Annotated in this window: 21 protein-coding genes; 15 read left to right on the top strand and 6 right to left on the bottom strand. The window is 32.2% G+C overall.

Features of this window, described 5'->3' with window-relative positions:
* Window positions 1-5: 5 nt before the first annotated feature.
* Window positions 6-806: a hypothetical protein gene (locus tag J8M14_RS22270; protein WP_211077048.1), complete on the bottom strand. Its 801-nt coding sequence runs from the start codon at window positions 804-806 to the stop codon at window positions 6-8.
* On the bottom strand, window positions 803-1,369 hold the full coding sequence (locus J8M14_RS22275) for a sigma-70 family RNA polymerase sigma factor (RefSeq protein ID WP_211077049.1): 567 nt from the start codon (window positions 1,367-1,369) through the stop codon (window positions 803-805). The genes J8M14_RS22270 and J8M14_RS22275 overlap by 4 nt, the downstream gene beginning before the upstream one ends.
* 103 nt (window positions 1,370-1,472) lie before the next feature.
* Between J8M14_RS22275 and J8M14_RS22280 the strand changes: the two genes are divergently transcribed.
* From J8M14_RS22280 to J8M14_RS22295, 4 genes are all read left to right on the top strand, one after another.
* The gene (locus tag J8M14_RS22280) at window positions 1,473-2,054 is read left to right on the top strand and encodes a hypothetical protein (RefSeq protein ID WP_211077050.1); all 582 of its coding nucleotides are present in this window, start codon (window positions 1,473-1,475) and stop codon (window positions 2,052-2,054) included.
* Between the two features lie 394 nt (window positions 2,055-2,448).
* Window positions 2,449-4,785 (top strand): CHAT domain-containing protein, encoded by a 2,337-nt coding sequence (locus J8M14_RS22285; protein ID WP_211077051.1) that lies wholly within the window; start codon window positions 2,449-2,451, stop codon window positions 4,783-4,785.
* Between the two features lie 215 nt (window positions 4,786-5,000).
* Window positions 5,001-5,222 carry a hypothetical protein gene (locus tag J8M14_RS22290; RefSeq protein ID WP_211077052.1) on the top strand — a complete coding sequence of 74 codons (222 nt, stop codon included), beginning with the start codon at window positions 5,001-5,003 and terminating at the stop codon, window positions 5,220-5,222.
* Window positions 5,223-5,686: 464 nt separating this feature from the next.
* Complete coding sequence (locus tag J8M14_RS22295) at window positions 5,687-5,923, top strand: hypothetical protein (RefSeq protein ID WP_211077053.1); 237 nt, start codon at window positions 5,687-5,689, stop codon at window positions 5,921-5,923.
* Between the two features lie 78 nt (window positions 5,924-6,001).
* Here the strand turns inward: J8M14_RS22295 and recQ are convergent, their stop codons facing one another.
* Entirely contained in the window at window positions 6,002-8,209 is a 2,208-nt protein-coding gene (recQ, locus tag J8M14_RS22300; RefSeq protein WP_211077054.1) for a DNA helicase RecQ, read from the bottom strand.
* 240 nt (window positions 8,210-8,449) lie between these two features.
* Between recQ and J8M14_RS22305 the strand changes: the two genes are divergently transcribed.
* From J8M14_RS22305 to lptB, 4 genes are all read left to right on the top strand, one after another.
* Window positions 8,450-9,415 carry a KpsF/GutQ family sugar-phosphate isomerase gene (locus J8M14_RS22305; RefSeq protein WP_211077055.1) on the top strand — a complete coding sequence of 322 codons (966 nt, stop codon included), beginning with the start codon at window positions 8,450-8,452 and terminating at the stop codon, window positions 9,413-9,415.
* Complete coding sequence (gene tatC / locus J8M14_RS22310) at window positions 9,415-10,251, top strand: twin-arginine translocase subunit TatC (RefSeq protein WP_211077056.1); 837 nt, start codon at window positions 9,415-9,417, stop codon at window positions 10,249-10,251. Before J8M14_RS22305 ends, tatC begins: the two co-directional genes overlap by 1 nt.
* Complete coding sequence (locus tag J8M14_RS22315; protein WP_211077057.1) at window positions 10,248-10,604, top strand: carboxymuconolactone decarboxylase family protein; 357 nt, start codon at window positions 10,248-10,250, stop codon at window positions 10,602-10,604. The genes tatC and J8M14_RS22315 overlap by 4 nt, the downstream gene beginning before the upstream one ends.
* A gap of 81 nt (window positions 10,605-10,685) precedes the next feature.
* Window positions 10,686-11,426, top strand: coding sequence for an LPS export ABC transporter ATP-binding protein (lptB, locus tag J8M14_RS22320; RefSeq protein WP_211077058.1), 741 nt, complete (start codon window positions 10,686-10,688; stop codon window positions 11,424-11,426).
* A 119-nt stretch (window positions 11,427-11,545) separates the two neighbouring features.
* Here the strand turns inward: lptB and J8M14_RS22325 are convergent, their stop codons facing one another.
* Window positions 11,546-12,295: a CDP-alcohol phosphatidyltransferase family protein gene (locus J8M14_RS22325; protein WP_211077059.1), complete on the bottom strand. Its 750-nt coding sequence runs from the start codon at window positions 12,293-12,295 to the stop codon at window positions 11,546-11,548.
* Window positions 12,296-12,421: 126 nt separating this feature from the next.
* Here J8M14_RS22325 and J8M14_RS22330 point away from each other — a divergent pair, with 126 nt between their 5' ends.
* From J8M14_RS22330 to J8M14_RS22355, 6 genes are all read left to right on the top strand, one after another.
* Window positions 12,422-13,510, top strand: a complete 1,089-nt coding sequence (locus J8M14_RS22330) for a PorV/PorQ family protein (RefSeq protein WP_247672744.1) — start codon at window positions 12,422-12,424, stop codon at window positions 13,508-13,510.
* Between the two features lie 93 nt (window positions 13,511-13,603).
* Window positions 13,604-15,184 (top strand): apolipoprotein N-acyltransferase, encoded by a 1,581-nt coding sequence (gene lnt / locus J8M14_RS22335; protein ID WP_211077060.1) that lies wholly within the window; start codon window positions 13,604-13,606, stop codon window positions 15,182-15,184.
* A gap of 84 nt (window positions 15,185-15,268) precedes the next feature.
* Window positions 15,269-17,137, top strand: coding sequence for an ABC-F family ATP-binding cassette domain-containing protein (locus tag J8M14_RS22340; RefSeq protein WP_211077061.1), 1,869 nt, complete (start codon window positions 15,269-15,271; stop codon window positions 17,135-17,137).
* A 37-nt stretch (window positions 17,138-17,174) separates the two neighbouring features.
* Window positions 17,175-17,747: a hypothetical protein gene (locus J8M14_RS23440; protein ID WP_211077062.1), complete on the top strand. Its 573-nt coding sequence runs from the start codon at window positions 17,175-17,177 to the stop codon at window positions 17,745-17,747.
* A gap of 66 nt (window positions 17,748-17,813) precedes the next feature.
* The gene (locus J8M14_RS22350; protein ID WP_211077063.1) at window positions 17,814-18,500 is read left to right on the top strand and encodes an ABC transporter ATP-binding protein; all 687 of its coding nucleotides are present in this window, start codon (window positions 17,814-17,816) and stop codon (window positions 18,498-18,500) included.
* 64 nt (window positions 18,501-18,564) lie between these two features.
* Window positions 18,565-20,004: a sodium:solute symporter gene (locus J8M14_RS22355; protein ID WP_211077064.1), complete on the top strand. Its 1,440-nt coding sequence runs from the start codon at window positions 18,565-18,567 to the stop codon at window positions 20,002-20,004.
* Here the strand turns inward: J8M14_RS22355 and J8M14_RS22360 are convergent.
* Window positions 19,981-20,343, bottom strand: a complete 363-nt coding sequence (locus J8M14_RS22360) for a CoA-binding protein (protein ID WP_211077065.1) — start codon at window positions 20,341-20,343, stop codon at window positions 19,981-19,983. The two genes, J8M14_RS22355 and J8M14_RS22360, sit on opposite strands and share 24 nt — an antisense overlap.
* Window positions 20,344-20,671: 328 nt before the next feature.
* Window positions 20,672-22,867 (bottom strand): response regulator, encoded by a 2,196-nt coding sequence (locus J8M14_RS22365; RefSeq protein WP_211077066.1) that lies wholly within the window; start codon window positions 22,865-22,867, stop codon window positions 20,672-20,674.
* 273 nt (window positions 22,868-23,140) lie between these two features.
* Here J8M14_RS22365 and J8M14_RS22370 point away from each other — a divergent pair, with 273 nt between their 5' ends.
* Window positions 23,141-25,540 (top strand): outer membrane beta-barrel family protein, encoded by a 2,400-nt coding sequence (locus tag J8M14_RS22370; RefSeq protein ID WP_211077067.1) that lies wholly within the window; start codon window positions 23,141-23,143, stop codon window positions 25,538-25,540.
* Window positions 25,541-25,674 lie beyond the last annotated feature (134 nt).

Genomic DNA, 25,674 nt, shown 5'->3' on the forward strand with positions numbered 1-25,674 from the left:
CTACACTATTTATCAATCTTTTCCAGAAGTTTTTGAGCCTCTTTGAACTTATAATTATTTTCGTCGGATAGAATTCCTTTTAGAATATTTACTAGTTTTCTTTTTTTATTTTCTTTTAAATACACCATTGCTTTATACCAATTTGCCTTTTTACTTTGTAAAGTATTTGACGTTTTTAATAATTCAAACTGGTTTAAAGCATTATCAAAATCCTTAAGTTCTAAATAGGCTACTCCTAAATAAATATAACTTAATGGTTCAATAGAATTATTATTGCTCTGATAAGAAGTAAATATGGAAATAGCTTGCTGATATTTTTTCTCTTCAAATAACAGTTGTGCATCTTCTAACAGCTTATTATTATCTACCCCTCTGGTTACCAATGAAGGAATCTCTTCAATTCGAATATATTCTACGTATAACTTATCATAACTATTATCCTTAAAAACAAATAAAGAAATAGTTATTAATAAAGCTATTGATGCTGCAATTCCAATAAACCAAAAAGACTTATTGTATGGCTTATATTTATTTTCTGAAACTACCTCTCTAATTGTTGTTTTTAAATCAGAAGCTTCTTCACTCTCAAAAAAAGATTTTAGTTGTTTAGCTTCTTCCGTTTTTAATGCATTTTTATCACCTTCCAACCATTCCTGATCTTCGTAAATTGATAGCATATCTTTTTGTAATATCAACTCTTCAGCAAGTGCTGGATCTGTGTCTAACCTTTCCTCAAATGCTTTCTTTTCTGATGTTGACATATTACCACTCAAATAATCATCAATCTCTATCGGGTAATCTTTCATAATTCCTTGATTTGATTATATCTAGAATCGTTTTTAATCAATTTAGTTAATTGTGATTTACAATTGAAAACACGCTGTCTCACTACGTTATCGGTATTATATCCTAATTTCTCCACAATATCTTTATAGGGCACTTTCTGAAAAAACAATTGAAGTAATTGTTTACAATTATCAGACAGCTCTGTTAATTTCTCCTGAAATAACTCCCATTTTTCTTGTTCTAAAATAGCCATTGTCATGTCTTCCGATTCTTTAGAGTGTTCAAGAACCTTATCATTTGTTACTATGCGTTTTTGTTTATTTAGCTCTCTTCTCCATAAATTTCGACTTGCAGAAAAAACATACCCCTCCAAAGAACTATCAATTTTAAAGGCCTTCACCTTATATCTGGCAATAATTTGCAGCAATACTTTTTGAAAAATATCTTCAGCATCCTCTTTCTCTCCATTATTTTTAGAGACGTACCCTAGTACTTTCGGAAAAACACTACTATATATTTCCTGTATAGTTTTTCTATCGCCATTGGCAAGTTTTTGTAAGAGGTCTTTATGCACTTCTGGCATTATAAATAGGTTAAGGAATTATTTTTTTTACTTTTGCCTGGTAACATTTTTATAGTTCGGGGAATATACTAATATAGTTACAAAACAAAAAAAGATTTAAACAATGAAAAAACTCACATTATTATTTTCAATAACAATCGCAGTAATAGGAATACAAGGTTGTACCAATGAAGAAAACATCTCTGAACAAGAGTTACAAATAGTAGAACAAGGAGATATTATTCCTAAAAACGCTATTAATGTAGATGACTTATTTAAAATAGACAATAATGTAAAAACTAAGTCAAACAGAAATGTCCCTATCTGCTTCAAAAAGATTTATGTAGTGATTTATGGAGATTCTCAAGATAATCTAACGCTTCTGGAAATTGCAAGAAATTATACATTTAGCACTATTTTTGCTTTAACAGAGCCTGCTTGTACTAATGTATTTGAATGGTATGTTCCCTGTGATGAAGTCCCTACAAGAGAATGTGTCCGCCCTGTACAAGGGTGTATTCCTGAATACATCACCGGTGGTACAGCGGTTCTAACACCAAGTAAAAAGGAATTAGATGATGGCGAAGATGGTGACCCTAATTGTGGGAGATGTGAACCTACTCCTTTTGATTTTATTAGTATAATAAATCCCACTTGTCAACAAGTATCTGAATCATTCCCTTTTAGCATTAATATTCTAAATTAGTTCATAAATTATAAGACAATTTAAACTAACTCATATTTTTATTCTATTCCTGGTTCTATCCATAAAAGGCCAGGAAATATCTGTTGGGTTAGATTCTTTACACCAACTTCAGGGAAGCAATTATCAGAAGTTAAATAAGTATTACCTTATTTTAGAACAACATCGTATAAATAAAGATTTCGAATCCTTAGGATCAGATGCCCATCAATTAGCAAAGTGGATTCATAAAGAAAAACATTGGGAAGAAGCTATTAAAATTGTCAAAATTGCTTATAAAGCCAGAGAAAAAGTAGAACCACTTGACAAAGAGCTTCTTAAGCGAAGTTATTACAACTTTGCTATTTACAATTATAGACTCAAAAACTATGAAACTGCTATAGTTTTTTTCAAAAAAATGATTGCGCTACAGGGTTCTAACTTTTTAATGGGAAAAGCTTGTGGAATTACTGGTAATTGTTATGAAAAAATAGGTGATCTATATAAATCTGTAGAATATCAGGAGAAAGCTTTTCAATACTTTGATTCTGTAAAACAAAAAAAGCAGATTCTTTATAATCATATAAACATTTCTGCCTCCTATAAATACATACGTAATAAAGAAAGTGCCCTAAAAGGAATTACTCATTTAAAAAAAGCAGATTCCATTTTAAATATAATGGAAAAACCAGATCCATATACAAGATATGACGTATATAACAACTTAGGCAATTTCTATTATGAAGGAGTAGGAGTTAAAGACTTAAGCAAAGCATTAACTTCATTTAATAAAGCTTTAAATATATCGCTGAAATACAACATTAAAGAAAACCTCTCTACTATCTATTGCAATTTAGCTATTGTAAACATTAAACTTAACACAAAGCTTTCTAAAAAATATTTTGATCAATCCTTAAAATATTCAAGTAATAGTCCTGACTTAACTCCTAACATTTATTTAGGCTTAGGTTTGGGAGCCATACATGAAAAAAGAAATCTTGAAGCTCATGAATATTTTCAAAAAGCATTTTCAGCATATTATAATAAAGATATCGATGATATTTATTGGCTACCTTCTCCCACGGATTTATTAAAAATAGAGGATAAAACCACTTTATTAGAGATTTTTAAACGAAAACTAAAAGCCTGGATCGAACTAGGGAAAACCAAAAACAACCCCTCTTATTATGAAGAAGCTATAAAAGTAATCTTGATAAGTGATCAATTGATAGATCTAATTATAAAGGACAACCTGTCGTTTCGGTCAAAACTATTCTGGAGAGATTTAGCATCAGAAATTTACATTATGGGATTAGAAGCGTGTTTATATCTTAAGAAATATGACAAAGCTTTTTATTTCATTGAAAAAAACAAAGCTTTACTATTATTACAGGAAGTCATCAAAAATAACAATACGCTCCCTTCTTCTATTAAAAAGAAAGTACAAGTGTTTAAAGATGAAATATCGGTATTGAGAAATCAATTATATACATCCCAAACTACCAAAAAAGATTCTGTACAAGAAAAATTGTTAGATACCAAAACTAAATATAAGAAATTCGAAGATTCTCTAGCACATTCATATCCTTTCTATCACACATCAATTATTCCTAACATAATTGAGTTACCTGAATTAAAATTATCTAAAGATCAAGCTGTTATACAATATATCATGGCAGAAAAAGTAGCCAATGTAACTCCGGATGGATACCTTATGTTTCTGACTTCGAATACCAAAGAACTATTTAAAATTGAAAACACAAAATCGTTACAAAAAAGCGTATTTAACTTAAGAGAAAAACTAAACAGTCCTTTTAAAACTGATAAAGATGTAACAGAATATGACCAGCTAGCAAATCAAATTTATAAAACACTAATTCCTAAGGAGATTCAAAATGACATCAAAAATAAGCAAATAACCATCGTACCAGATCATATCATTAACCTAATACCTTTTGAAGCGTTAGTTACAGATCCTGTAAAAAGAAGGTATTTAATCGAAGAATCTGAGATCAATTATACTTATTCTCTATCCTTTTCAAAAGAAAATTCATCTATCGTTCGAAATCCAGAAAAGGATTTCCTTGGAGTGGCTCCTATTCATTTTTCTAATGGATTAACGACACTTTCAAAAAGTAAAAAAGAGCTTACCTATCCTAATGATTATTATAACGGAACAATCTTTACTAACAAAAATGCTACTAAAGAAAACTTCGTTTCAGAAGCAGGTAACTATAGAATACTTCATTTAGCTACTCATGCAGATGCGTCAGATTCTATTGCACCGTGGATTGCTTTTAGAAATTCCAAATTAACATTGGCAGAGCTTAGCACAATAAAAAACAATGCAGAATTGGTAGTTTTAAGTGCTTGTAACACATCTATTGGAGAGGTACGGCGTGGCGAAGGAGTGATGAGTTTAGCTAGAGGATTTTTTAAATCCGGAGCTAATACTGTAATTCCATCACTATGGAGTACTAATGATAAAGCTACCGCTACTATTACTTCAGATTTCTATAAAAACCTTAGCAAGGGCCTAACTAGGTCAGAAGCTTTACGAAGTGCTAAATTGAATTACTTAAAAAAAAATACTGATGCAGAGGCTTCACCACATTACTGGGCATCACTTATTTTGATTGGAGATACTGAAATGCTTATACCTAACCCCAACTATAATACACTTATTTACATCATATTTATTGGGCTAATATTATTGTTTTTAACCATATATGGCTATCGAAAAATAAATAAGTAATTTCTATATAACTATATAGTAAAAAGATAGTTAATCACATTACACAATTCACTGATTTTAGAAGTCCACAAATTCTTTTAACCATATTATTCCAAATAAACACAAAAAATATTTTTTTTTAATAGTAACATTTTTTCTTTTAAGGAACATGATACTGTAAGACATACATAAAAGGTCTTAATCGAAATAAATATTAATTTTTAAAATCAGAAATTATGTTAAAAAACATTTTAGATGTAAAAGGAGTAAACACATTAAACAAAAACCAACAAAAATCTGTTACCGGAGGATTAAATGGAGGGTTAGTACTTGACACATCTACTCCCTGTGGTGATACAGGAGGGAGAATCCGTCCAAGTTACACAAGTGCAGCATTATGCAGTACTTATCCTGGATCAGTATATTTAGGTAATGGAAAATGTATGATCTGTCATTAATAAACTTAATATGTTAAAAAACATTTTAAGTGTAAACGGAGTTCTAAAACTGAACAAGAATGAACAAAAAACAGTTCACGGAGGAATATCCCCTGAATGCGCGGCATCTTCACCAACAGGCTGTTTCAGTGGTCCTTTCTACTGTAACATCTACGGGTTGCCAATTTGCTACCCAATAGATGAAGAAGCTTAATCTTTAGGCTAAGTAAGATTGACGTATTAACAAACAGAAAGGGGCTGTCTAAAAATTTTAGACAGCCCCTTCATTTTTTATGTAAAAAACAAATATTAGGTTATACAAAATCAACCATTAACAAAGTTTAAGGATAAATCTTCTCATTGCTTATAAAACTTTAACAAACTATTAAAAGTAACATTTATTCACAAAGTGATATAAACATATAGACACAAACTTTGAGTGTCTATAAATGTTCAAAGACAAACAAATCGTTAATCAACTTATTATGTTAAAAAACATTTTAAATCTAGAAGGTGTTCAAAAATTAAGTAAAAAGAATCAGGAATCGGTACTAGGTGGAGGTTTTCCACTTCTTCAATGTCCTTATGTATGTAACGGCACTACAGCCAAGCAACCTTCTGGAGCAAGCCAGTATTGTTTATTAAACTTTCCTGCCATAATTTACAATGCATCGCAATGTACAAATGGTGAGGGAGATGATAATCCAGATGTTTATGCATAATCAAGATGTTATATACATCTAAAACAAAGGCTTTGAGATATCTCAAAGCCTTTTAATATTCTAGTATAAGACGCTTTTCTAATTTGCTACTTCGCTAATAAATTTAATTCTATACAAACGAAGTTCTTCATCATCATAGTCTCCATCAAACTCTTCTATCGCCGTATCTATTTTATCACTCTCAGCTTCAAGGAAATATTCATGAATTTCTTCTTGTTGATCTTCATCCAAAATTTCATCTACCCAATACGTAATATTAAGTTTAGTGCCACTATACACAATAGCTTCCATCTCTTTAATAAAAGCTGTCATATCCATGCCTTTCGCAGCGGCGATATCATCTAATGGTAATTTGCGGTCTACATTCTGAATTATATATAATTTAAGACCACTATTGGCTCCGGTACTTTTAACCACAAAATCATCCGGACGAAGAATATCATTTTCTTCAACATAATTAGCTATAAACTGAACAAACTCTTTTCCATATTTCTTAGCCTTCCCTTCTCCTACTCCATGGACATTTCCTAACTCTTCAGTATTTATAGGATATTTTAAGGCCATATCTTCTAAAGAAGGATCCTGAAATACTACAAAAGGCGGTACTCCTAACTTTTTGGCTACAGTTTTCCGCAAGTCCTTGAGCATTTTCACAAGATTTTCATCACTTCCACCACCTTTTCCTCCTGATTTATCCGCTGTTACTATCGTATCATCATTAATCTCCTTAAAGACATGATCCTCAGTCATCATAAAACTTACAGGATTTTGTATAAATTCTTTTCCGTCTTCAGTAATTTTAATGACTCCATAAGTTTCAATATCCTTACGTAAATATCCAGCCACCAATACCTGACGTATTAATGCCATCCAGTATTTATCATCCTGGGATTTCCCACTTCCAAAGAACGATTGTTCGTTAGTTTTATGAGAAAGAATAAGCGCATTGCTTTTTCCGGTAAGTGTATTTACCACTTCCTTAGACTTATAAATCTGTCCCGTTTTGCTTACTACTTCTAATAAAAGTTTGACCTCATCCTTTGCTTCGTGCTTTTTCTTAGGATTACGGACATTATCATCCATATCTGCTCCTTCTCCATTTACATCGTCAAACTCTTCTCCAAAATAATGTAATATAAATTTACGTCTCGAAATCGAAGTTTCTGCAAATGCAACTACTTCTTGCAACAATGCATGTCCTATCTCCTGCTCAGCGACAGGTTTACCACTCATGAATTTTTCTAACTTCTCTATATCTTTATAAGAGTAATAAGCCAGGCAATGTCCTTCTCCACCATCTCGACCAGCGCGACCAGTTTCCTGATAGTAGCTTTCAATACTTTTAGGTATATCATGATGTATTACAAATCTAACATCCGGTTTATCAATACCCATCCCAAATGCAATAGTTGCTACCACCACATCTGTATCCTCCATTAAAAACATATCCTGATGTTTGGCTCTGGTTTTGGCATCCAATCCAGCATGATAAGGTACAGCCTTTACACCATTTACCTCCAAAGTTTGTGCTAGTTCCTCTACTCGTTTTCTACTGAGACAATATACGATACCACTTTTCCCAGAGTTTTGTTTCACGAAACGTATGATATCAGCATCGACATTTTTTGTCTTCGGACGTATTTCATAAAATAGGTTAGGTCTGTTAAAAGAAGCCTTGAAAGTTTGAGCATTACTCATACCCAAGTTTTTCAGAATATCTTCCTGTACTTTGGGAGTAGCAGTCGCAGTAAGTCCAATAATAGGAATATTTTCACCTATTCTTTTGATAATATTTCTCAGGTTACGATACTCAGGACGAAAATCATGTCCCCACTCACTAATACAATGTGCTTCATCAATAGCTAAGAATGAAATTTTTTGTTCTTTCAAAAAATCCACATACTCTTCCTTAGTAAGAGATTCTGGAGCAACGTATAATAGTTTAGTAACTCCATTGACAATATCATCTTTTACTCTTTTGATTTCTGATTTGTTAAGAGAAGAATTTAGCACATGTGCTATTCCATTTTCAGAAGATATGCTACGAATAGCATCTACTTGATTCTTCATTAACGCAATCAGTGGGGAAACTACAATTGCAGTACCATCACACATCAATGCAGGCAGCTGGTAACATAGAGATTTCCCTCCACCTGTAGGCATAATGACAAAAGTATTCTGATGATTAAGAATACTATTTATAACATTTTCCTGTAATCCTCTAAATTGACTAAAACCAAAGTACTTTTTTAAAGCACTTTGTACGTCGGTTTCATTCAAACTCATTAAATCATTAAACTTTTATATACCAATTAAATAAAGACTCGCTATCATTAAAATCAGTTTCCCCAAATACGATCTTAATGGATGTTATCATTTTATTTTAAAAACCCCCAAATATAAGCAAAGCTTAAATTAATTATTAAGCTTTTTTTAGGCGGTATTTAAAATTCATAAGGTATTACATACCTTTGCATATTTAAAGATAATAAAATCTTTATTTATAACACGCAAATTTTCCAAATTTTGAATACCAAAGACACGATTATTTCATATGCCAAACAGACGATTGCAGAAGAGGCACAAGCAATCGCCAATTTAGAACAGCTTATAGATGATGAGTTTGCAAAAGCCGTGGATACCATACATAATTCTAATGGCAGAGTAATTATAACCGGCATAGGAAAAAGTGCAATTATCGCTTCAAAAATAGTGGCAACCATGAATTCAACAGGAACTCCAGCTGTATTTATGCACGCCGCAGATGCTATTCATGGAGATTTAGGGAATATTCTAACAGACGATGTAGTCATCTGTATTTCAAAAAGTGGAAATACTCCCGAAATAAAAGTTCTAGTACCTCTTATTAAAAACTTTAACAATACTTTAATTGGGATTACCTCTAATAAAGAATCTTTTTTAGGGAAAGAAGCAGATTATGTGTTGCACGCTTATGTAGAAAAAGAAGCTTGCCCAAATAATCTGGCTCCAACAACAAGCACTACCGCTCAATTAGTTGTTGGCGACGCTTTAGCTGTATGCTTATTACATCTAAAAGGGTTTTCGAGCAATGACTTTGCAAAATATCATCCTGGTGGTGCCTTAGGCAAAAAATTATATTTGAGGGTGAGTAATATTACTGCAAAAAATGAAAAACCAAAAGTATCTCCCGATTCAGACATTAATAGTGTAATTGTAGAAATGACCGAAAAAAGACTTGGTATGACAGTTGTTGCTGATAATGGTACTGTCTTAGGTATTATTACAGATGGTGATCTACGTAGGATGTTAACTACCAATAAAGATTTTAGTGGCTTGACAGCCAAAGATATTATGTCTCCTAACCCAAAACTTATTAATAATGATGCTATGGCAGTTGATGCTCTGGACAAATTAGAAGAATACGGAATATCGCAACTCATCGCTGAAGATGATGGAAAATATGCAGGAGTTTTACATATTCATGATTTAATGAGAGAAGGCATTTTATAATGGGAAAAAACACTAAAAAAGACCCTCAATCTATGTCTTTTCTGGATCATCTAGAAGAGCTACGTTGGCACCTCATACGAGCCACCTTTGCTATATTAATTGCTGCAATTGCAGCGTTTATTGCCAAAGAGTTTATTTTTGATGTTTTGATTTTTGGTCCTAAAAAACCAGATTTTCCAACATATAATGGACTTTGTAATCTATCAAAACTTTTGGGGTTAGATGAAAGCCTGTGTTTTAAAGAATTGCCATTTAGTGTACAAAGCAGAAAGGTTGCAGGACAATTCTCTGTACATATCTGGACATCTATAACTGCCGGATTTATTGCTGCATTTCCTTATGTGTTATATGAATTCTGGAAGTTTATTGCTCCAGCGATGCATAGTAATGAAAAAAAATATTCTAAAGGTTTCATTATCATCTGTTCATGCTTATTCTTCTTAGGTGTTCTTTTTGGTTACTACGTAATTACTCCTTTATCCATAAACTTTTTAGGAGGATATCAGGTCAGTGAGGAAGTATTAAATGAATTTGATATTGATAGTTACATCGCATTGGTAAGAGCTGCAGTGATTTCTTGCGGATTGATATTTGAGTTACCGGTTATTATGTTTTTCCTAACCAAAATAGGGTTAGTTACTCCAGAATTCTTAAAAAAATACCGAAAATATGCCTTAGTGATCGTTCTAATACTTTCTGCAGTAATTACCCCTCCTGATATTGCAAGCCAAGTAATTGTAGCGATACCCATATTAATATTATATGAGGTTAGTATTTTTATCTCAAAAGTTGTAATCAAAAGACAGAATAAAAAATTAAAAACACAATCCACATGAGTAATATAGTTGATGAATTTAATGAATATAGAGAAAAAATGAACTCTCGTATTCTTGAAGACAATAATAAAATCATCAAAAGAATCTTTAACCTTGACACTAATGCTTTTATGGAGGGAGCTTTGGGCGTAAAAACCAAAGAATTATTAGGATTAGTGGCCTCAGCAGTATTGAGATGTGATGATTGTGTGCGTTACCATCTAGAGACTTGTCATAAAGAGGGGTTAACAAAAGAAGAAGTTGCTGAAGCATTAGGAATAGCAACTTTAGTAGGTGGTACCATTGTTATTCCACATCTTCGTCGTGCTTATGAATTCTGGGATGCATTGGAAGCAAAAGCATCTCAAGCTTAAAAAATCTAGGGATTAAAAAGAATAATGTAAATTTACCATCGCAACATAGCAACGCTCCAAATAAAAAGAAGTCATTCTAATATGCAGTTAAAAGCCGACAATTTAATGAAGTCCTATAAAGGACGTAAAGTAGTAAAAGGAATTTCTCTGGAAGTAAACCAAGGAGAAATTGTAGGTCTTTTAGGTCCTAATGGTGCAGGTAAAACTACTTCTTTCTATATGATCGTTGGTTTAGTAAAACCAAATGGTGGAAAAATTACACTGGACGGCGCAGATATTACCAAATATCCTATGTACAAACGTGCTCAAAACGGTATTGGATATCTTGCTCAGGAAGCCTCAGTTTTCAGAAAATTAAGTATTGAAGATAATATCTTAAGCGTATTACAACTAACTAAACTTTCAAAAAAGGAGCAACATCTCAAAATGGAAGCCTTAATTGAGGAGTTTGGTTTAGGACATATTAGAAAAAACCGAGGTGACCTTTTGAGTGGTGGTGAACGCCGTCGTACAGAAATTGCGCGTGCATTAGCCACTGACCCCAATTTTATTCTTCTTGATGAACCTTTTGCAGGGGTCGACCCTGTAGCTGTAGAAGACATTCAGCGCATTGTGGCTCAACTTAAAAACAAAAATATCGGCATCCTTATTACTGACCATAACGTACAAGAAACTCTTGCCATTACCGACAGAACATACCTAATGTTTGAAGGAAGTATCCTAAAAGCCGGTATTCCAGAAGAATTAGCTGAAGATGAAATGGTTCGAAAGGTATATCTAGGTCAAAACTTCGAACTTAGAAAAAAGAAACTGGATTTTTAATTAGTATTTGGGTTTATTATTGATGAGTTTTGGAGAAGTGATTCTCACAACGTATTATTCAAAACGAAATATTCTCAAAATCGAACATTAAACGGCTAAAAACAAATTACCATCACCTACTACTCTCCTCTACTAAATAACGATATTAAGATATAAAGCAGAATAATACAAGGTATCGCAATAAACTTCAACAATACAATCAATATTAAGGTAAGTATTAAAAATGTATATCTTACAATATTGTCTTTAAATCCCCAAGTTTTGAATTTTAAAGCAAACAGAGGCACCTCAGCATTAAGTAGATAACAACTTAGTAACGTCAAGCTAATTAAAAACCACTTGTTAAGAATTATTTCCAAAATCCATACTTCTTGCTGAAACTTTAGAATTAATGGTATACTAATAATTAGCAGGGTATTTGCCGGAGTGGGCAAACCAATAAAAGAAGAAGTCTGACGAGTATCAATATTAAATTTAGCCAATCTATATGCTGATGCCAGTGTAATTAACAATCCTATTAACGACACGTATGACCAATCCAGGCTAGCAAAAATCTGTTCAGAATTCCAAGTCTCAGGTGTTACATAAAATGGAGTCCCGAAAGCTTTTGACAATAACTGATACATCACAATACCTGGTACTAATCCACTAGTAACCATATCTGCCAGAGAGTCTAATTGCAACCCTAATTCGCTCTGAACTTTAAGCATTCTTGCAGCCAGACCATCAAAAAAGTCAAAACCAATACCAAGCATAACAAAAAATGCTGCAAATTCTAGTTTACCTTGTACTGCATAGATAGTAGCTATACAACCGCAAAAAAGATTTAATAATGTTATGAAATTAGGTATTTGCTTTTTAAGCCACATAAGGTTTAATTTTGTGTAAAAATAGTGAGTTATTTCCGTCTATTAACATATCGAGTACAATATGAAATAGCAAATAAAGTTTATCATGTTGAAAAATAGTAAGATATTTGCGAAAAATTGCCTGAGTTGAAAAGAATTATATTTGTTTTACTTTCTGTGATTGCAGCCCAATCTTTTGCGCAAACCAGAAAATATTCTAACGAGTTTCTAAACATTGGAGTAGATGCCGCAGCATTAGGTATGTCTAATGCAGTTGTAGCGTCATCTGGTGATGTTAATTCAGGATATTGGAATCCTGCAGGTCTGATTAATTTAACAGATACTCAAGCTTCCTTTATGCATGCTTCCTATTTTGCGAATATTGCTAATTATGATTACTTGGCTTTTGCTATGCCTTTGGATGAAAAAAGTGCAATAGCTCTATCTTTAATTAGATTTGGAGTAGATGACATACTTGATACGACAAGTTTAGTTGATGCCGATGGTAATATTGATTACACCAGAGTTGATTTATTTTCTGCTGCCGATTATGCATTTACATTTTCATACTCCAGAAAACTTCCAATAGAAGGATTAAGTTATGGAGCTAATGCCAAAGTTATTCGAAGAATAATTGGTGATTTTGCTTCCTCTTGGGGTTTTGGATTTGATGCTGCTATACAATATCAAAAGAACAAATGGCAATTTGGAGTAATGGTGCGAGATATTACTACCTCTTTTAACGCTTGGAATGTTGAAGAATTTGCTATCGGAGATCTTAACGGAGACGGAATCCCAGATGAAGATCAAATACCTCAGATTAGAGATCAGGAAGTTCCAGATAACACAGAGATCACTATTCCTAAATTACAATTTGGAGCAGCTAGAGAGTTTGATCTTGGAAAGAAATTTATGCTGAATACCGAATTAGATATGAATGTTCGTTTTGCCGAAACCAATGATATTATCTCTTCTTCTGTAATTAGTGTTACTCCTGCTTTTGGTTTTGAACTAGATTATTCTAAAATAGTTTACCTAAGAGGGGGTATTGGTAATTTTCAAAACATCGAGCAGTTTGATGGCTCAGATGAGGTTGGATTTCAACCTAATTTTGGAGTTGGATTTCAATATAAAGGAATATTCGTGGATTATGCACTAACGGATATTGGAGATCAGAGTGCTGCAATTTACTCCAATGTCTTTTCTATAAAAGTAGATTGGAGTGTCTTTAGATAGACTTCAATTAAAAATTACTTTTTTTAGTATTGATTTATAAAATTGTAACGAAATAAGTTTAATTTCGTTATTATCACAGATGATCTCTCTTATATGAAGAATACCTTACTGTCCATATTATCTGGACTTTTACTTGCAGTAAGTTGGCCAACATATGGTTTTCCTTTATTCTTATTCTTTGGATTTGTACCACTTTTATTGGTGGAATATGATATTCGCAAAAATAAATACAGTAAGGCTCAGGTTTTAGGCTTTACTTACCTCTCATTTTTCATCTGGAACACCATAACAACCTGGTGGATTTACAATTCTACTGGTGTCGGAATGGCTATTGCACTTTTAGTAAATAGCCTATTAATGACTATTGTGTTTTTGCTATATCACATAATAGCAAAACGAACCTCATTTACGATTAGCACTATATTCTTAGCCTGTTTCTGGATGGCTTTTGAGTATTTTCATTTGCAATGGCAGATTTCCTGGCCATGGTTGAATCTAGGAAATGGTTTTGCGAATTTTACTTCCTGGATACAATGGTATGAATATACCGGAACATTTGGTGGAACACTATGGGTGTGGATAGTAAACATAGGTGTTTTCAAAAGTATATTACTTTTTAAAGAACATAAAGACAAGGCAATTCTTTATAGATCTGCTATAAAAAATGGACTTATTATCGTTGTTCCTATTTTGATTTCAATACTTATACTAAAAACCTACGAGGAAGAGGGTAAAGAAATTGAAGTAGTGGTTTTACAACCCAACATAGATCCGTATACGGAAAAATATAATACCACTGATGATAGAATCAGTAAGCTTCTAGATTCTTTAACAACTACCGCGATTAGTGATAACACCAAGTTTGTTATCGCCCCAGAAACAGTTTTTGCGGATAATAACAGATTACACAACTTCCCCCAATCGATCGCAAAAAGGACTGCTCTTAAAATCATTGATAGATATCCGAATGTCAATTTTTTATCAGGGATTTCGTTAATAGATGTCTTTAACAATCCTGCAAGAATCAGAAAACAAACTAATATTTATAAAGAAGATGTTTTCTACGACGATTATAATTCGGCTTTCTTCGTCAGGCCAGATGCGTCGGATGAGTTATACCATAAGAGTAAATTAGTCGTTGGGATTGAAAATTTTCCTTATGAAAGTGTATTGAAGCCAGTTTTAGGTGATGCCATGATAGATCTTGGTGGGACTGTTGCCAAAAAAACAACTCAAGAAGATAGAGAAGTTTTCTTTACAAAAGATAGTGTGGGTGTAGGCACCATGATTTGTTATGAAAGTATCTATGGTGAATTTTCTACAGGTTACACAAGAAATAAAGCGGATTTTCTGGCCATAATTACTAATGATGCCTGGTGGGGTAATACACAAGGGCATCAGCAACATCTTTATTATGCAAAACTAAGAGCGATAGAAAGTCGAAGAAGTATTGCTCGAAGTGCCAATACGGGAATTTCGGCTTTTATAGATCAAACCGGAAACATAGTTTCTTCTCTGGGATATGAAAAAAGAGGTGCTTTACAAGGAACTATTAGAGCCAATGACAAAATCACTTTTTATGTAAAAGCAGGAAATTATATAGCTCGGGTTGCTATTTTTTTAGCGATTTTTATCTTTCTTTTTTCGATTACCCGAAGGAAAAAAAAGATATAAATTTAAAGTCACCATTATTTAAGCTAAAACTCCGATTTCTACTATCTTTGAGGCTTTAGTTACTTTTCAACTTTATCAAAAATTGTGAATTACGTATCAGTAGAACATATTGCCAAAGCCTTTGGAGAACGCATACTCTTTAGAGACATTTCCTTCGGAATTAATGAAGGACAAAAAATAGGTTTTGTTGCCAAAAACGGAACTGGAAAAACTTCTCTATTAAATATCATAGCAGGAGACGAGGAACCTGATGAAGGGCAAGTTGTATATCGCAAGAATATTAAAGTGTCTTTTTTACCTCAGGAACCTAATCTGGATCCTAATCTTACAATAGAGCAAACCATATTTGCTTCGGATAACGAAACTTTAAAAGTAATCAACAGGTACGAAAAAGCGCTTCAAAACCCTGATGATGCTGAAGAGTACCAGAAAGCTTTTGAAGAAATGGAAGCTATAAGCGCTTGGGATTTTGAAACACAATACAAACAAATACTTTTTAAGCTGAAGCTTGAGGATCTTAATAAAAAAGTAAGTCAACTCTCTGGTGGGCAAAAGAAAAGGCTCGCTCTGGCAAATATTTTATTAAGCAAACCAGACTTATTATATCTTGATGAGCCAACTAACCACTTAGATCTGGAAATGATCGAATGGCTTGAAGAATATTTTGCGAAAGAGAATTTCACGCTATTTATGGTTACGCACGACCGTTATTTCCTGGAAAATGTATGTAATGAAATTGTAGAACTAGAAAATGGCCAATTATATAGCTATAAAGGTAATTATGCGTACTATTTAACTAATAAAGAAGCTAGAATTGCCAACGAACAAATCGAAACTGGTAAAGCTAAACAATTATACAAAAAAGAGTTGGATTGGATGCGCCGTCAACCTAAGGCCCGAACTACCAAATCTAAGTCCAGAATTGATGATTTCTACGAAATCAAAGAACGGGCTCATAAACGTCGTAATGATCACGAAGTACAATTAGAAATCAATATGGAGCGTATGGGAAGTAAAATTCTCGAACTCCACAAAATATCAAAAAGCTTTGACGATTTAATTCTATTAGATCAGTTCGAATATGTTTTCAAAAAAGGAGAACGTATTGGTATTATTGGTAAAAACGGAACTGGTAAATCTACTTTTTTGAATATGATTACCGGTGGCATAACCCCTGACCAAGGTAAAATAGTTATTGGGGATACCATAAAATTTGGATATTATACTCAAAGAGGTATAGAAATTAAAGAAGGCCAGAAGGTTATTGATGTTATTAGAGAATTTGGAGATTACATCCCATTAAAAAAAGGAAGACAGATTTCTGCACAACAATTACTTGAGCGATTTTTGTTTGACAGAAAGAAACAATATGATTTTGTAGAAAAATTAAGTGGTGGCGAACGAAAACGTCTTTATCTCTGTACCGTACTGATACAAAACCCAAACTTTCTGATTCTTGATGAACCTACCAATGATTTAGACATTGTAACACTCAATGTATTGGAAAACTTCTTATTAGATTTCCCCGGTTGCTTGATGGTGGTATCTCACGATAGATATTTTATGGATAAAATTGTAGATCATCTATTCGTCTTTAGAGGAAATGGAGTGATTCAGGATTTTCCTGGTAATTATACCGATTATCGTATCTATGAAAACAGCAAAGAGCCGGAAAGTTCTAAAACTGAGGACTCAGAGCCAAGAGTAAAGAAAACCTGGAAAAAAGATAACAAGGCAGGACTATCATATAATGAGCAAAAAGAATATAGCAAGATTGAACGCGATCTAAAAAAACTAGAACTTCAGAAAAAAGAGATCGAGGCCCTTTTTGTTGATGGAAACTTAGACTCGGATAAAATCAATGAGGAATCTCAAAAGCTTCAGAAAATCATTGAACAAATCGAAGAAAACGAAATGCGCTGGTTCGAACTTTCTGAAAAATTGGAAGAATAAATTGATTTTTTGAATTACGATTTAAGAATTACGAATAATGTTATTCCGAATAAAATCATATCTAAAGTTTCTTGCTAGGTCTACTAATCAACACGGGGTACACTCACCTTTTGTATATGATTTAGTTACCAAATGCTTTTATGATAAAAATAAGAGACCTTCGTATACTGCTTTAAAATCAATATTCAAAAAACACAAAAGTGAACTCCCTTTTAGTTTAAAAACTGTTAAGCTTCTCAATCGTTTATTCTCATATTTTGATTATAAAAAAGTATATCTCTCTAATATAAACCCGGATATCACCTCGCAAATTTTATTAGAAGGCAACCCTATTATCATCTCTAAGTCTATCGAACACGAAGATGTATATGATGTATTATATCTTGATCTAAACCTTCAGGACAAAAAAGATATTGAAACACTATTCTCTAAAACACATAATGATAGCCTAATTATTTTCAACCACATACACGAAACCAATAATAATGAAGCTACTTGGAACCTAATAAAGAATAATCCTCTGGTAAAAGTTACTATTGACACCTTTGTTTTGGGTTTTGTATTTTTTAGAAAAGAACAGGTCAAAGAACATTTTATTATAAGACTGTAACAACTTCTACCCTACTGCGTCATATAGTCTAAAATCGTATCTTCACAACTCATAAAGATTACATTCATGGGAAATGTTATAGAAATCAGAAATATCGTCAGAAATTTTCAACTAGGTCAAGAAACCGTTTATGTATTAAAAAGCATTGATCTGGATATCGAGACAGGAGATTATATAGCAATCATGGGACCTTCAGGATCTGGAAAATCTACATTAATGAATCTTTTAGGATGTTTAGATACTCCAACCTCAGGAACATACAGACTGAATGGAAATGATGTGAGTAAAATGACAGATGATGAATTGGCCGAGATACGAAATCGCGAAATCGGATTTGTATTTCAGACTTTTAATCTACTTCCTAGAACAACTGCTCTGGATAATGTTGCATTGCCTATGGTATATGCAGGAACTTCTAAAAAAGATAGAGTTATCAGAGCTGAAGAAGTACTTGCCGATGTTGGACTTGCAGATCGTATGGATCATAAACCTAATCAACTCTCCGGAGGTCAGAGACAACGTGTTGCGGTAGGACGAGCGTTAGTGAACAAACCTTCAATTATTCTAGCAGATGAACCTACTGGAAACTTGGATTCTAAGACTTCTCTGGAGATTATGCAACTCTTTGATGATATTCATGCTGCAGGAAATACGGTGATCATGGTTACTCATGAAGAAGATATTGCTGCTCGTGCACATCGTGTAATACGATTAAGAGATGGAGAGATCGAGAGTGATGTTAGAAACAAATAATTTATAGTTTATTTTGGGGTTTCTAGTTAATTTGTATTTTGGTATATCATTTTAACCAAAATTTATGCAACCCACACATATTCTGCTATTGATCGCAGCCTATTTTGGAGTCCTCTTATTAATATCTTATTTCACAGGAAAAAACGCAGATAACGAAGCTTTTTTTAAAGCCAATCGTCAGTCTCCCTGGTATGTTGTTGCATTTGGAATGATAGGAGCCTCACTTAGCGGGGTGACCTTTATTTCTGTTCCTGGGTGGGTTGAAGCTTCACAATTTAGCTACATGCAAGTGGTTCTAGGATATATAGTGGGGTATACCGTTATCGGAACCATATTATTACCTCTATATTATAGACTAAACCTGACCTCGATTTACACCTATCTGGATGAACGCTTTGGGAATTATTCTTACAAAACCGGAGCTTCTTTCTTTTTGCTATCCAGAGTAGTTGGAGCGAGTTTTAGATTGTTTTTAGTCGCTAATGTTTTGCAAACTATTCTTTTTGATGCTATCGGTGTTCCTTTTTGGGTTACCGTAATTATTACCATTCTTTTGATTTGGTTATACACTTTTAAATCCGGAATAAAAACCATTGTTTGGACCGACACATTACAGACTTTATTTATGTTAATCTCTGTCGGAGTAGCCATTTATTATGTATCTGATGATTTAGGAATTAGCGGAGGTAATATTTTAGGATATGTATTAGAAAGTGACCTATCAAAAATGTTCTTTTTTGATGATTTTAAAAGTGCCGATTATTTCTGGAAACAGTTTTTCTCGGGTGCTTTTATTGCTATAGTAATGACAGGGTTGGATCAGGATATGATGCAAAAAAACCTTACTTGCAGAAGCCTTAAAGATGCTCAGAAAAATATGTTTTGGTTTACTATCGTATTGACTATAGTTAACTTCATCTTTCTAGGATTAGGGTTGTTACTAACTCAATATGCATCTTTACACGAAATTGAAGCTCATAAAGATCAGTTGTTCCCTATTATTGCTACACAAAGTGAATTAGGTATTGGCATTGCTGTATTTTTTGTCCTTGGGCTTATTGCAGCTGCTTATAGTAGTGCAGATAGTGCTTTAACTTCGTTAACAACATCTTTTAGCATCGATATTTTAGATATAGAAAAGAAATATAATAAATCTGATCAGGTCAAAACCCGAAAAAAAATCCATGTACTCTTTTCGTTTATATTAGTATTAGTGATTATTGCTTTTAAATACATTATCAAAGATGAAAGCGTGATTGCTAAATTATTTGTGTTTGCAGGATATACCTATGGTCCTTTGTTAGGTTTATATGCATTTGGATTATTCACGAAATTAAATGTAAAAGACAACCTTGTGCCTATTGTTGCTATATTGTCTCTTATCTTATCTTATATCATAAGTGACAATAGTGCTACCTGGTTTGGTTTTGAATTTGGTTTCTTTATTCTAATCTTAAACGGACTCCTAACCTTCCTAGGACTAATACTGATTCGTAGAAAGTAATACTAGATTACAAGCAACCTCAACTTCAATAGAAGCCTCTTCCAGTACTTGATAAAACTCCGGATTTTCCGTTCCCGGATTGAAAATGACTCTTTTAGGTCTCAGGCTAATTATGTACTCAAAATATTGACTTTGACGTTTTGGATTTAGGTACAATGTTACCGTATCAAGATCATCAAACTTAATAAGTTCTGTTTGTATATCTATTCCTGCAACGCTACCTTTCCTCAACCCTATAGCAACAACTTCGTGATTATTATTTACCAACCTATTAATTACCAAATTAGAATACCTATCTGTTCTTAAAGATGCTCCTAGTACCAGCGTTTTCTTACTCATAAAATGTCATCTGAATTTGTAGCCAAAATATGTCTTTTACCATACCAAATAAAGGGTTAAACGTTAAAAAACATAGTTAAAATGTTAAAAACAAAGCTTCAGTGTAACACAAATAAAAGCTTCACGTCTTACTTATAAAAGATATGATTTTTCATAAATTTAGTTAGTTAGTTAGTTACTTAGATAATAATCAAATTTTATTCATAGTTGATGGTTAGTGTTACTATTTGGTTATTATAGAAAATCGCCCCTTAACCCGGGGCGATTTTTAATATAATTCGTACCCATTTGAATCTAAATATTTTCTAAGCAGATAAACAAAACTTCCTTAGTGAATAAATTTACTTATAGTTAAATAAAATTGTTGTATTTGAAAAGGTTTCGATATTACACCATTCATTCCTGAAGATAAAATTCTCTCCTTATTTTCATTAAGATCTACTGCCGTCAATGCAATTATAGGCGTTCCTTCATCAAATTCTCTTATTTTAGTTGCCACTTCATAACCATTCATTTTAGGCATATGAATATCCATTAAAACGATATCAAAATTTTGTTTTTTTACCAAATCTATAGCGTCAAAGCCATTATCAACTACAATTACATTAGCGCTTTTATTTTCTAAAATACGCCTGGTAATCATTTGATTTATGTTGTTGTCATCTACAACCAAAACAGCTTTATTTTTTAAATTTTTGTAATTATTATTAATAATCTCTTTTGGCGATTTTACATCTACTTTTTCATATTCAAAATTTAAATCAAAGGAAAAAGTTGTTCCCACATTAGGCTCACTTTCTAGCTTTATTTTACTATTCATTGCATTCAATAAACGCTTAACTATAGCCAAGCCTAAACCAGCACCTTCATAATCTCGATTAAGTCGTTTAGATTCCTGATAAAAGTCATCAAATATCCTTGCTTGCATCTCTTTAGAAATACCTATACCATCATCTTTAACACTTATCCTTATCATTACAACATCACTATTATTTAATTCTTGGTTGATAAGGTTAACATTAAACCAAATATTTCCGTTTATGGTAAACTTCAATGCGTTCCCTAATAAATTAATTATTATTTGAGATAGTTTAACCGAGTCCCCTTTTAATCTTCTAGGAATATTGTTATCAATATGTACGTGTAAAGTATTGTTATTTTCTTTCTTTAGATAATATAGAGCATTCATCAAATTATCAACAACCTCTTGAATATCAAACTCTATGGTATGTAATTCTATTTTATTCGCATCATATTTATTAATTTGAAGTATATTATTAATTAACGACAATAAATGTTCTCCAGAAGATTTTAGTGCTTTAAGGTAGTTCACCTGTTCTTTTTTTGGATTTTCGTTAATCAAAACATCCGTAATACCGGTAACCGCGTATAGAGGCGTGCGGAGTTCATGGCTTATTGTAGAAAAGAAATTATTTTTTAATTGCGAAGCATATTCGGTTTTCATTTTGGCATTAAGAAGCTCTTTATTTTTTTCTTGAAAGCTATTGCTTAGTTTTAAACGTTTTCTGTTTGATCTATACAAAAGTATTACCACACCAATTAGTACAATAAACATGGCGAGGAGAGCAAGTGTAAAATATTTTATTTTTTTAAGTGATTGTTCTTGACTTTTATTCAACTCTTCAGTCAGGTTTAAACTACTTTCTTTTTCGAATAAATCACGTTCTAGTTTATTTTTTTCATTCAGTATACTCTGTTGACTTTCGAAATTCTTCTCTAAGTATATAATTTGATTAGCCATTGATATTTTAGCATTATCCGGCTGATTTAATCCGTCGTATAAAGCGACCCTTCTTTTTTCTATCTCGATTAGTTCTGTATAAGAATTGTGATCTAAAGAGATCTCTTCTGCTTTTTTATAATTTTCAAACGCTTTTGCATATTCCTCTTTTTTAGCATAAATGTTAGCTAACAATATATGCGAGTTAATAATCATAGATGGTTGCTGTTCTGTATTGGGTTGATATATTTTTATGGTTTCTATTAAATACAGATACGCACTATCAAAATCATTAAGTATATATTTAATATTAGCAATATTATATATCGGCCATAATGCTTTATAACTATCTTTAAGCTCAAGAGCTAAATTTCTAGATTTAACAAACATTTTTTCTGCATCGACATAATTCTTTTTTTTAAAATATAATTCTGCGATATTATTATAATGATAAATTAAATATGATTCATAATTGGCTTTCTGCAATGCATTTCTAGATAATAAATAGTTTTTTTCTGCATTGTCATAATCACCAATTTCATAAAATATCGCACCGATGCAATTGTAAGCTTCACCAATAATCGAATCGTTATTGATATTTTTACCATACTCTAAAGCAAAGTTAAGTTGTTTATAAGCCTTATTATACTGACCCTGAGTAGCAACTATAAAGGATTCTGAAATCAGTTTATAAATACTGTCCTTACTGATTTTATTTGATTGCGCATGACACAAAGAAATATAACTAATATAGATAATAACATATAGTAGTTTTTTTTTCATAGTCTATCTTTTAATTGGTTGCAAATTTAACATTATATAAAGTGATCTGTAAAACATTCAATGATAAGATTTTATACAAATAGAAACATAACACTTAATCGTCTGATTATAATTTATTGTTAAATTCGAAATAAACTGTAACAGAATTTAAACAAATTCGTCTTACACACATATATACGATTAATCACCGTATAAAAATTTACAAAAACACGCATTTGTATTATGTATTACAAAGTACAATGCATAACAACTCTCAATCAAATAAACGTTCAGATGAAAACATTCAATCAAAAAGCGATTTTGCTTTTACTTTCTTTATGGTGCCTATCACTTATGGCACAACCTAATAATAATGCTATTGTGGGCACCATAAAGGGTAAGGTAATTGACAAAAACCTTAACCAGCCAATCCCCTATGCAACAATAATCATTAACGACGGAGCTGGAAAAACTGTTACAGGCGGCATAACAACTGACAATGGTGATTTTTTGATCACTGACATTCCTAAAGGAAACTACATTCTAAAAGTTCAATTTATTGGCTATTCTACATATACAAAATCTATAGAAATCTCTAGAAAGAATAAAGATATTGACGTGGGCACCGTAGCATTAGAAGAAGAAGCTCAATCTCTTGACGATGTAACTATTGTAGCAGAACGAACTACTATTGAACAAAAAATTGATCGTAAAGTAATTAATATTGGAAAAGATTTAACTACTACTGGTGGTACTGCAGCAGAGATTATGCAAAATATTCCGTCCGTAAATGTAGACCAGGATGGTAATATTGCTTTGCGTGGTAATCCCAATGTGCAAATACTTATTGATGGTAAACCAACTAATATATCACCTACTCAACTATTAAGGCAAATCCCTTCAACGTCTATAAAGTCTGTAGAATTGATCACTAATCCTTCAGCAAAATATAACCCTGAAGGTATGAGTGGTATCATTAATATAGTATTACACAAAAATGCTAATATTGGTTTTAATGGAAACATTAACCTAGGTGTAAATTGGGATCAAAATGCCAGGTTTAATGGTTCTGTTGATTTGAACTACAGAAGTGGTAAAATAAATGTGTATGGGAATTATGGTGCAAATATCACTAAAAATCTAAATCAAGGTTTTGTATTTAGAGAAGATCAAAATTACAGAACTGATTTTCGTTTTCTAGATAATAATAAATCTCATTTAATTAAAGTGGGGTTTGATTACTACATCAATGAACACAATACAGTATCCATATACACAAATCAAAATTTATTTGATGGAGTTACTAGTGGAGCTACAGATATCATCTTTTTTGATAATCAAGAAAACAATGTACTTCAAGATCTAGTAAATAATAGTGACAATCTAGGTTCTACGTATAATTTTGACTACAAACATGACTTCAAAAAAGAAGGTCATAATATCGAGTTAGAAGTAGATTATAATGTTTTTGAAAATGATAGTGATGATGACTTTGATTTTGTAGGCGGTAATACGGATGATTATAATGATGTCTTAAATAATGAAAGAACTAATACAACCATAAATCTGGATTATGTAAATCCTTTATCAGAAAAGGCAAAACTAGAATTAGGTTATGAAGGACGATTAAGACGTACAGATAATGATTATCAATCTACTTTTTTCAATGACTCTAACTATATTTATGACAGAGACATTCATGCATTATATGCTACTTATGGAAAAAACTTTGAAAAATGGTCCTATCAGTTAGGAGCTAGATTCGAAAGTTATCAGGTAGAAGCAATTTTTAATGGAGAAAAAGTATTTGAAGATGATATCTATACTGTGTATCCATCTGCATATATAACATATAATCCAGGAGAAAAGAGTACTTTTCAATTAAGCTATAGCCGTAGAGTAGATAGACCTGGACTTAACCAAGTAAATCCAATCAGAGAATGGAGTACTCCACGAATTACTTCCAAAGGTAATCCTCAATTAGATCCTCAATTCACTAATTCTATTGAGCTAAATTATACCAAAAGATTAAAAGGTGGATCTATCACGGCAGGAACTTTTTATCGTTTGATTAATGATGAAATCAATCAAACTTTACTGGCTGACCCAACTGTAGAGGAAGGTCAGATACTTACATTCGAAAATTTTGACAATAACTCTGCGTATGGGTTAGAAATTTCAAGCAATTATCGTCCAGCCAAATGGTGGAATTTTAACGCAAGTTTTGATCTCTATGCTCAAACTCAAAAAGGTATTGTAGAAGATGTAGTAGAAATTAACGGAATGGATGAAATTATACAAGTTCCCAGAGAAGTAGATGCAGTTATCTACAACTTCAGAATGAATAACAATTTTAAAGCTACTAAAAATCTAACTTTTCAAATATTTGGTTTTTATCGAGGAGAACAAGAAGGTATTCAGTTTACATCTAAACCTTTTTACTTTGTTAATACAGGAGCACGTTATAATTTCTTACAAGGTAAAGGTACGGCAAGTATCAATTTTAATGATATTTTTAATACGATGCGTTTCAGGTTCTCCGGCGACACACCTTTTCCTCAAAACGGAAGGTTCCAAGGAGAAACACAAACTGTTTACCTTGGATTATCATATCGCTTTGGTAGTGGAAAAAATAGAAAGGTATCCAGAAAACGAAGAGATAATAATGAAAAATCCGGAGGAGGTATTCTTTAAAATAATTTCAAAGAAAATGTTAATTAACTAAATATTTCTTATTTAATTAGTTAATTTTAAAATTATTTTCACGAAAAACATATAAAATATAAAAATACAATAAAAACACACGGTTTATGTAACTTATCATAATT

This window comes from Aquimarina sp. MMG016 (genome assembly GCF_018100805.1).
Classification (GTDB): Bacteria; Bacteroidota; Bacteroidia; order Flavobacteriales; family Flavobacteriaceae; genus Aquimarina.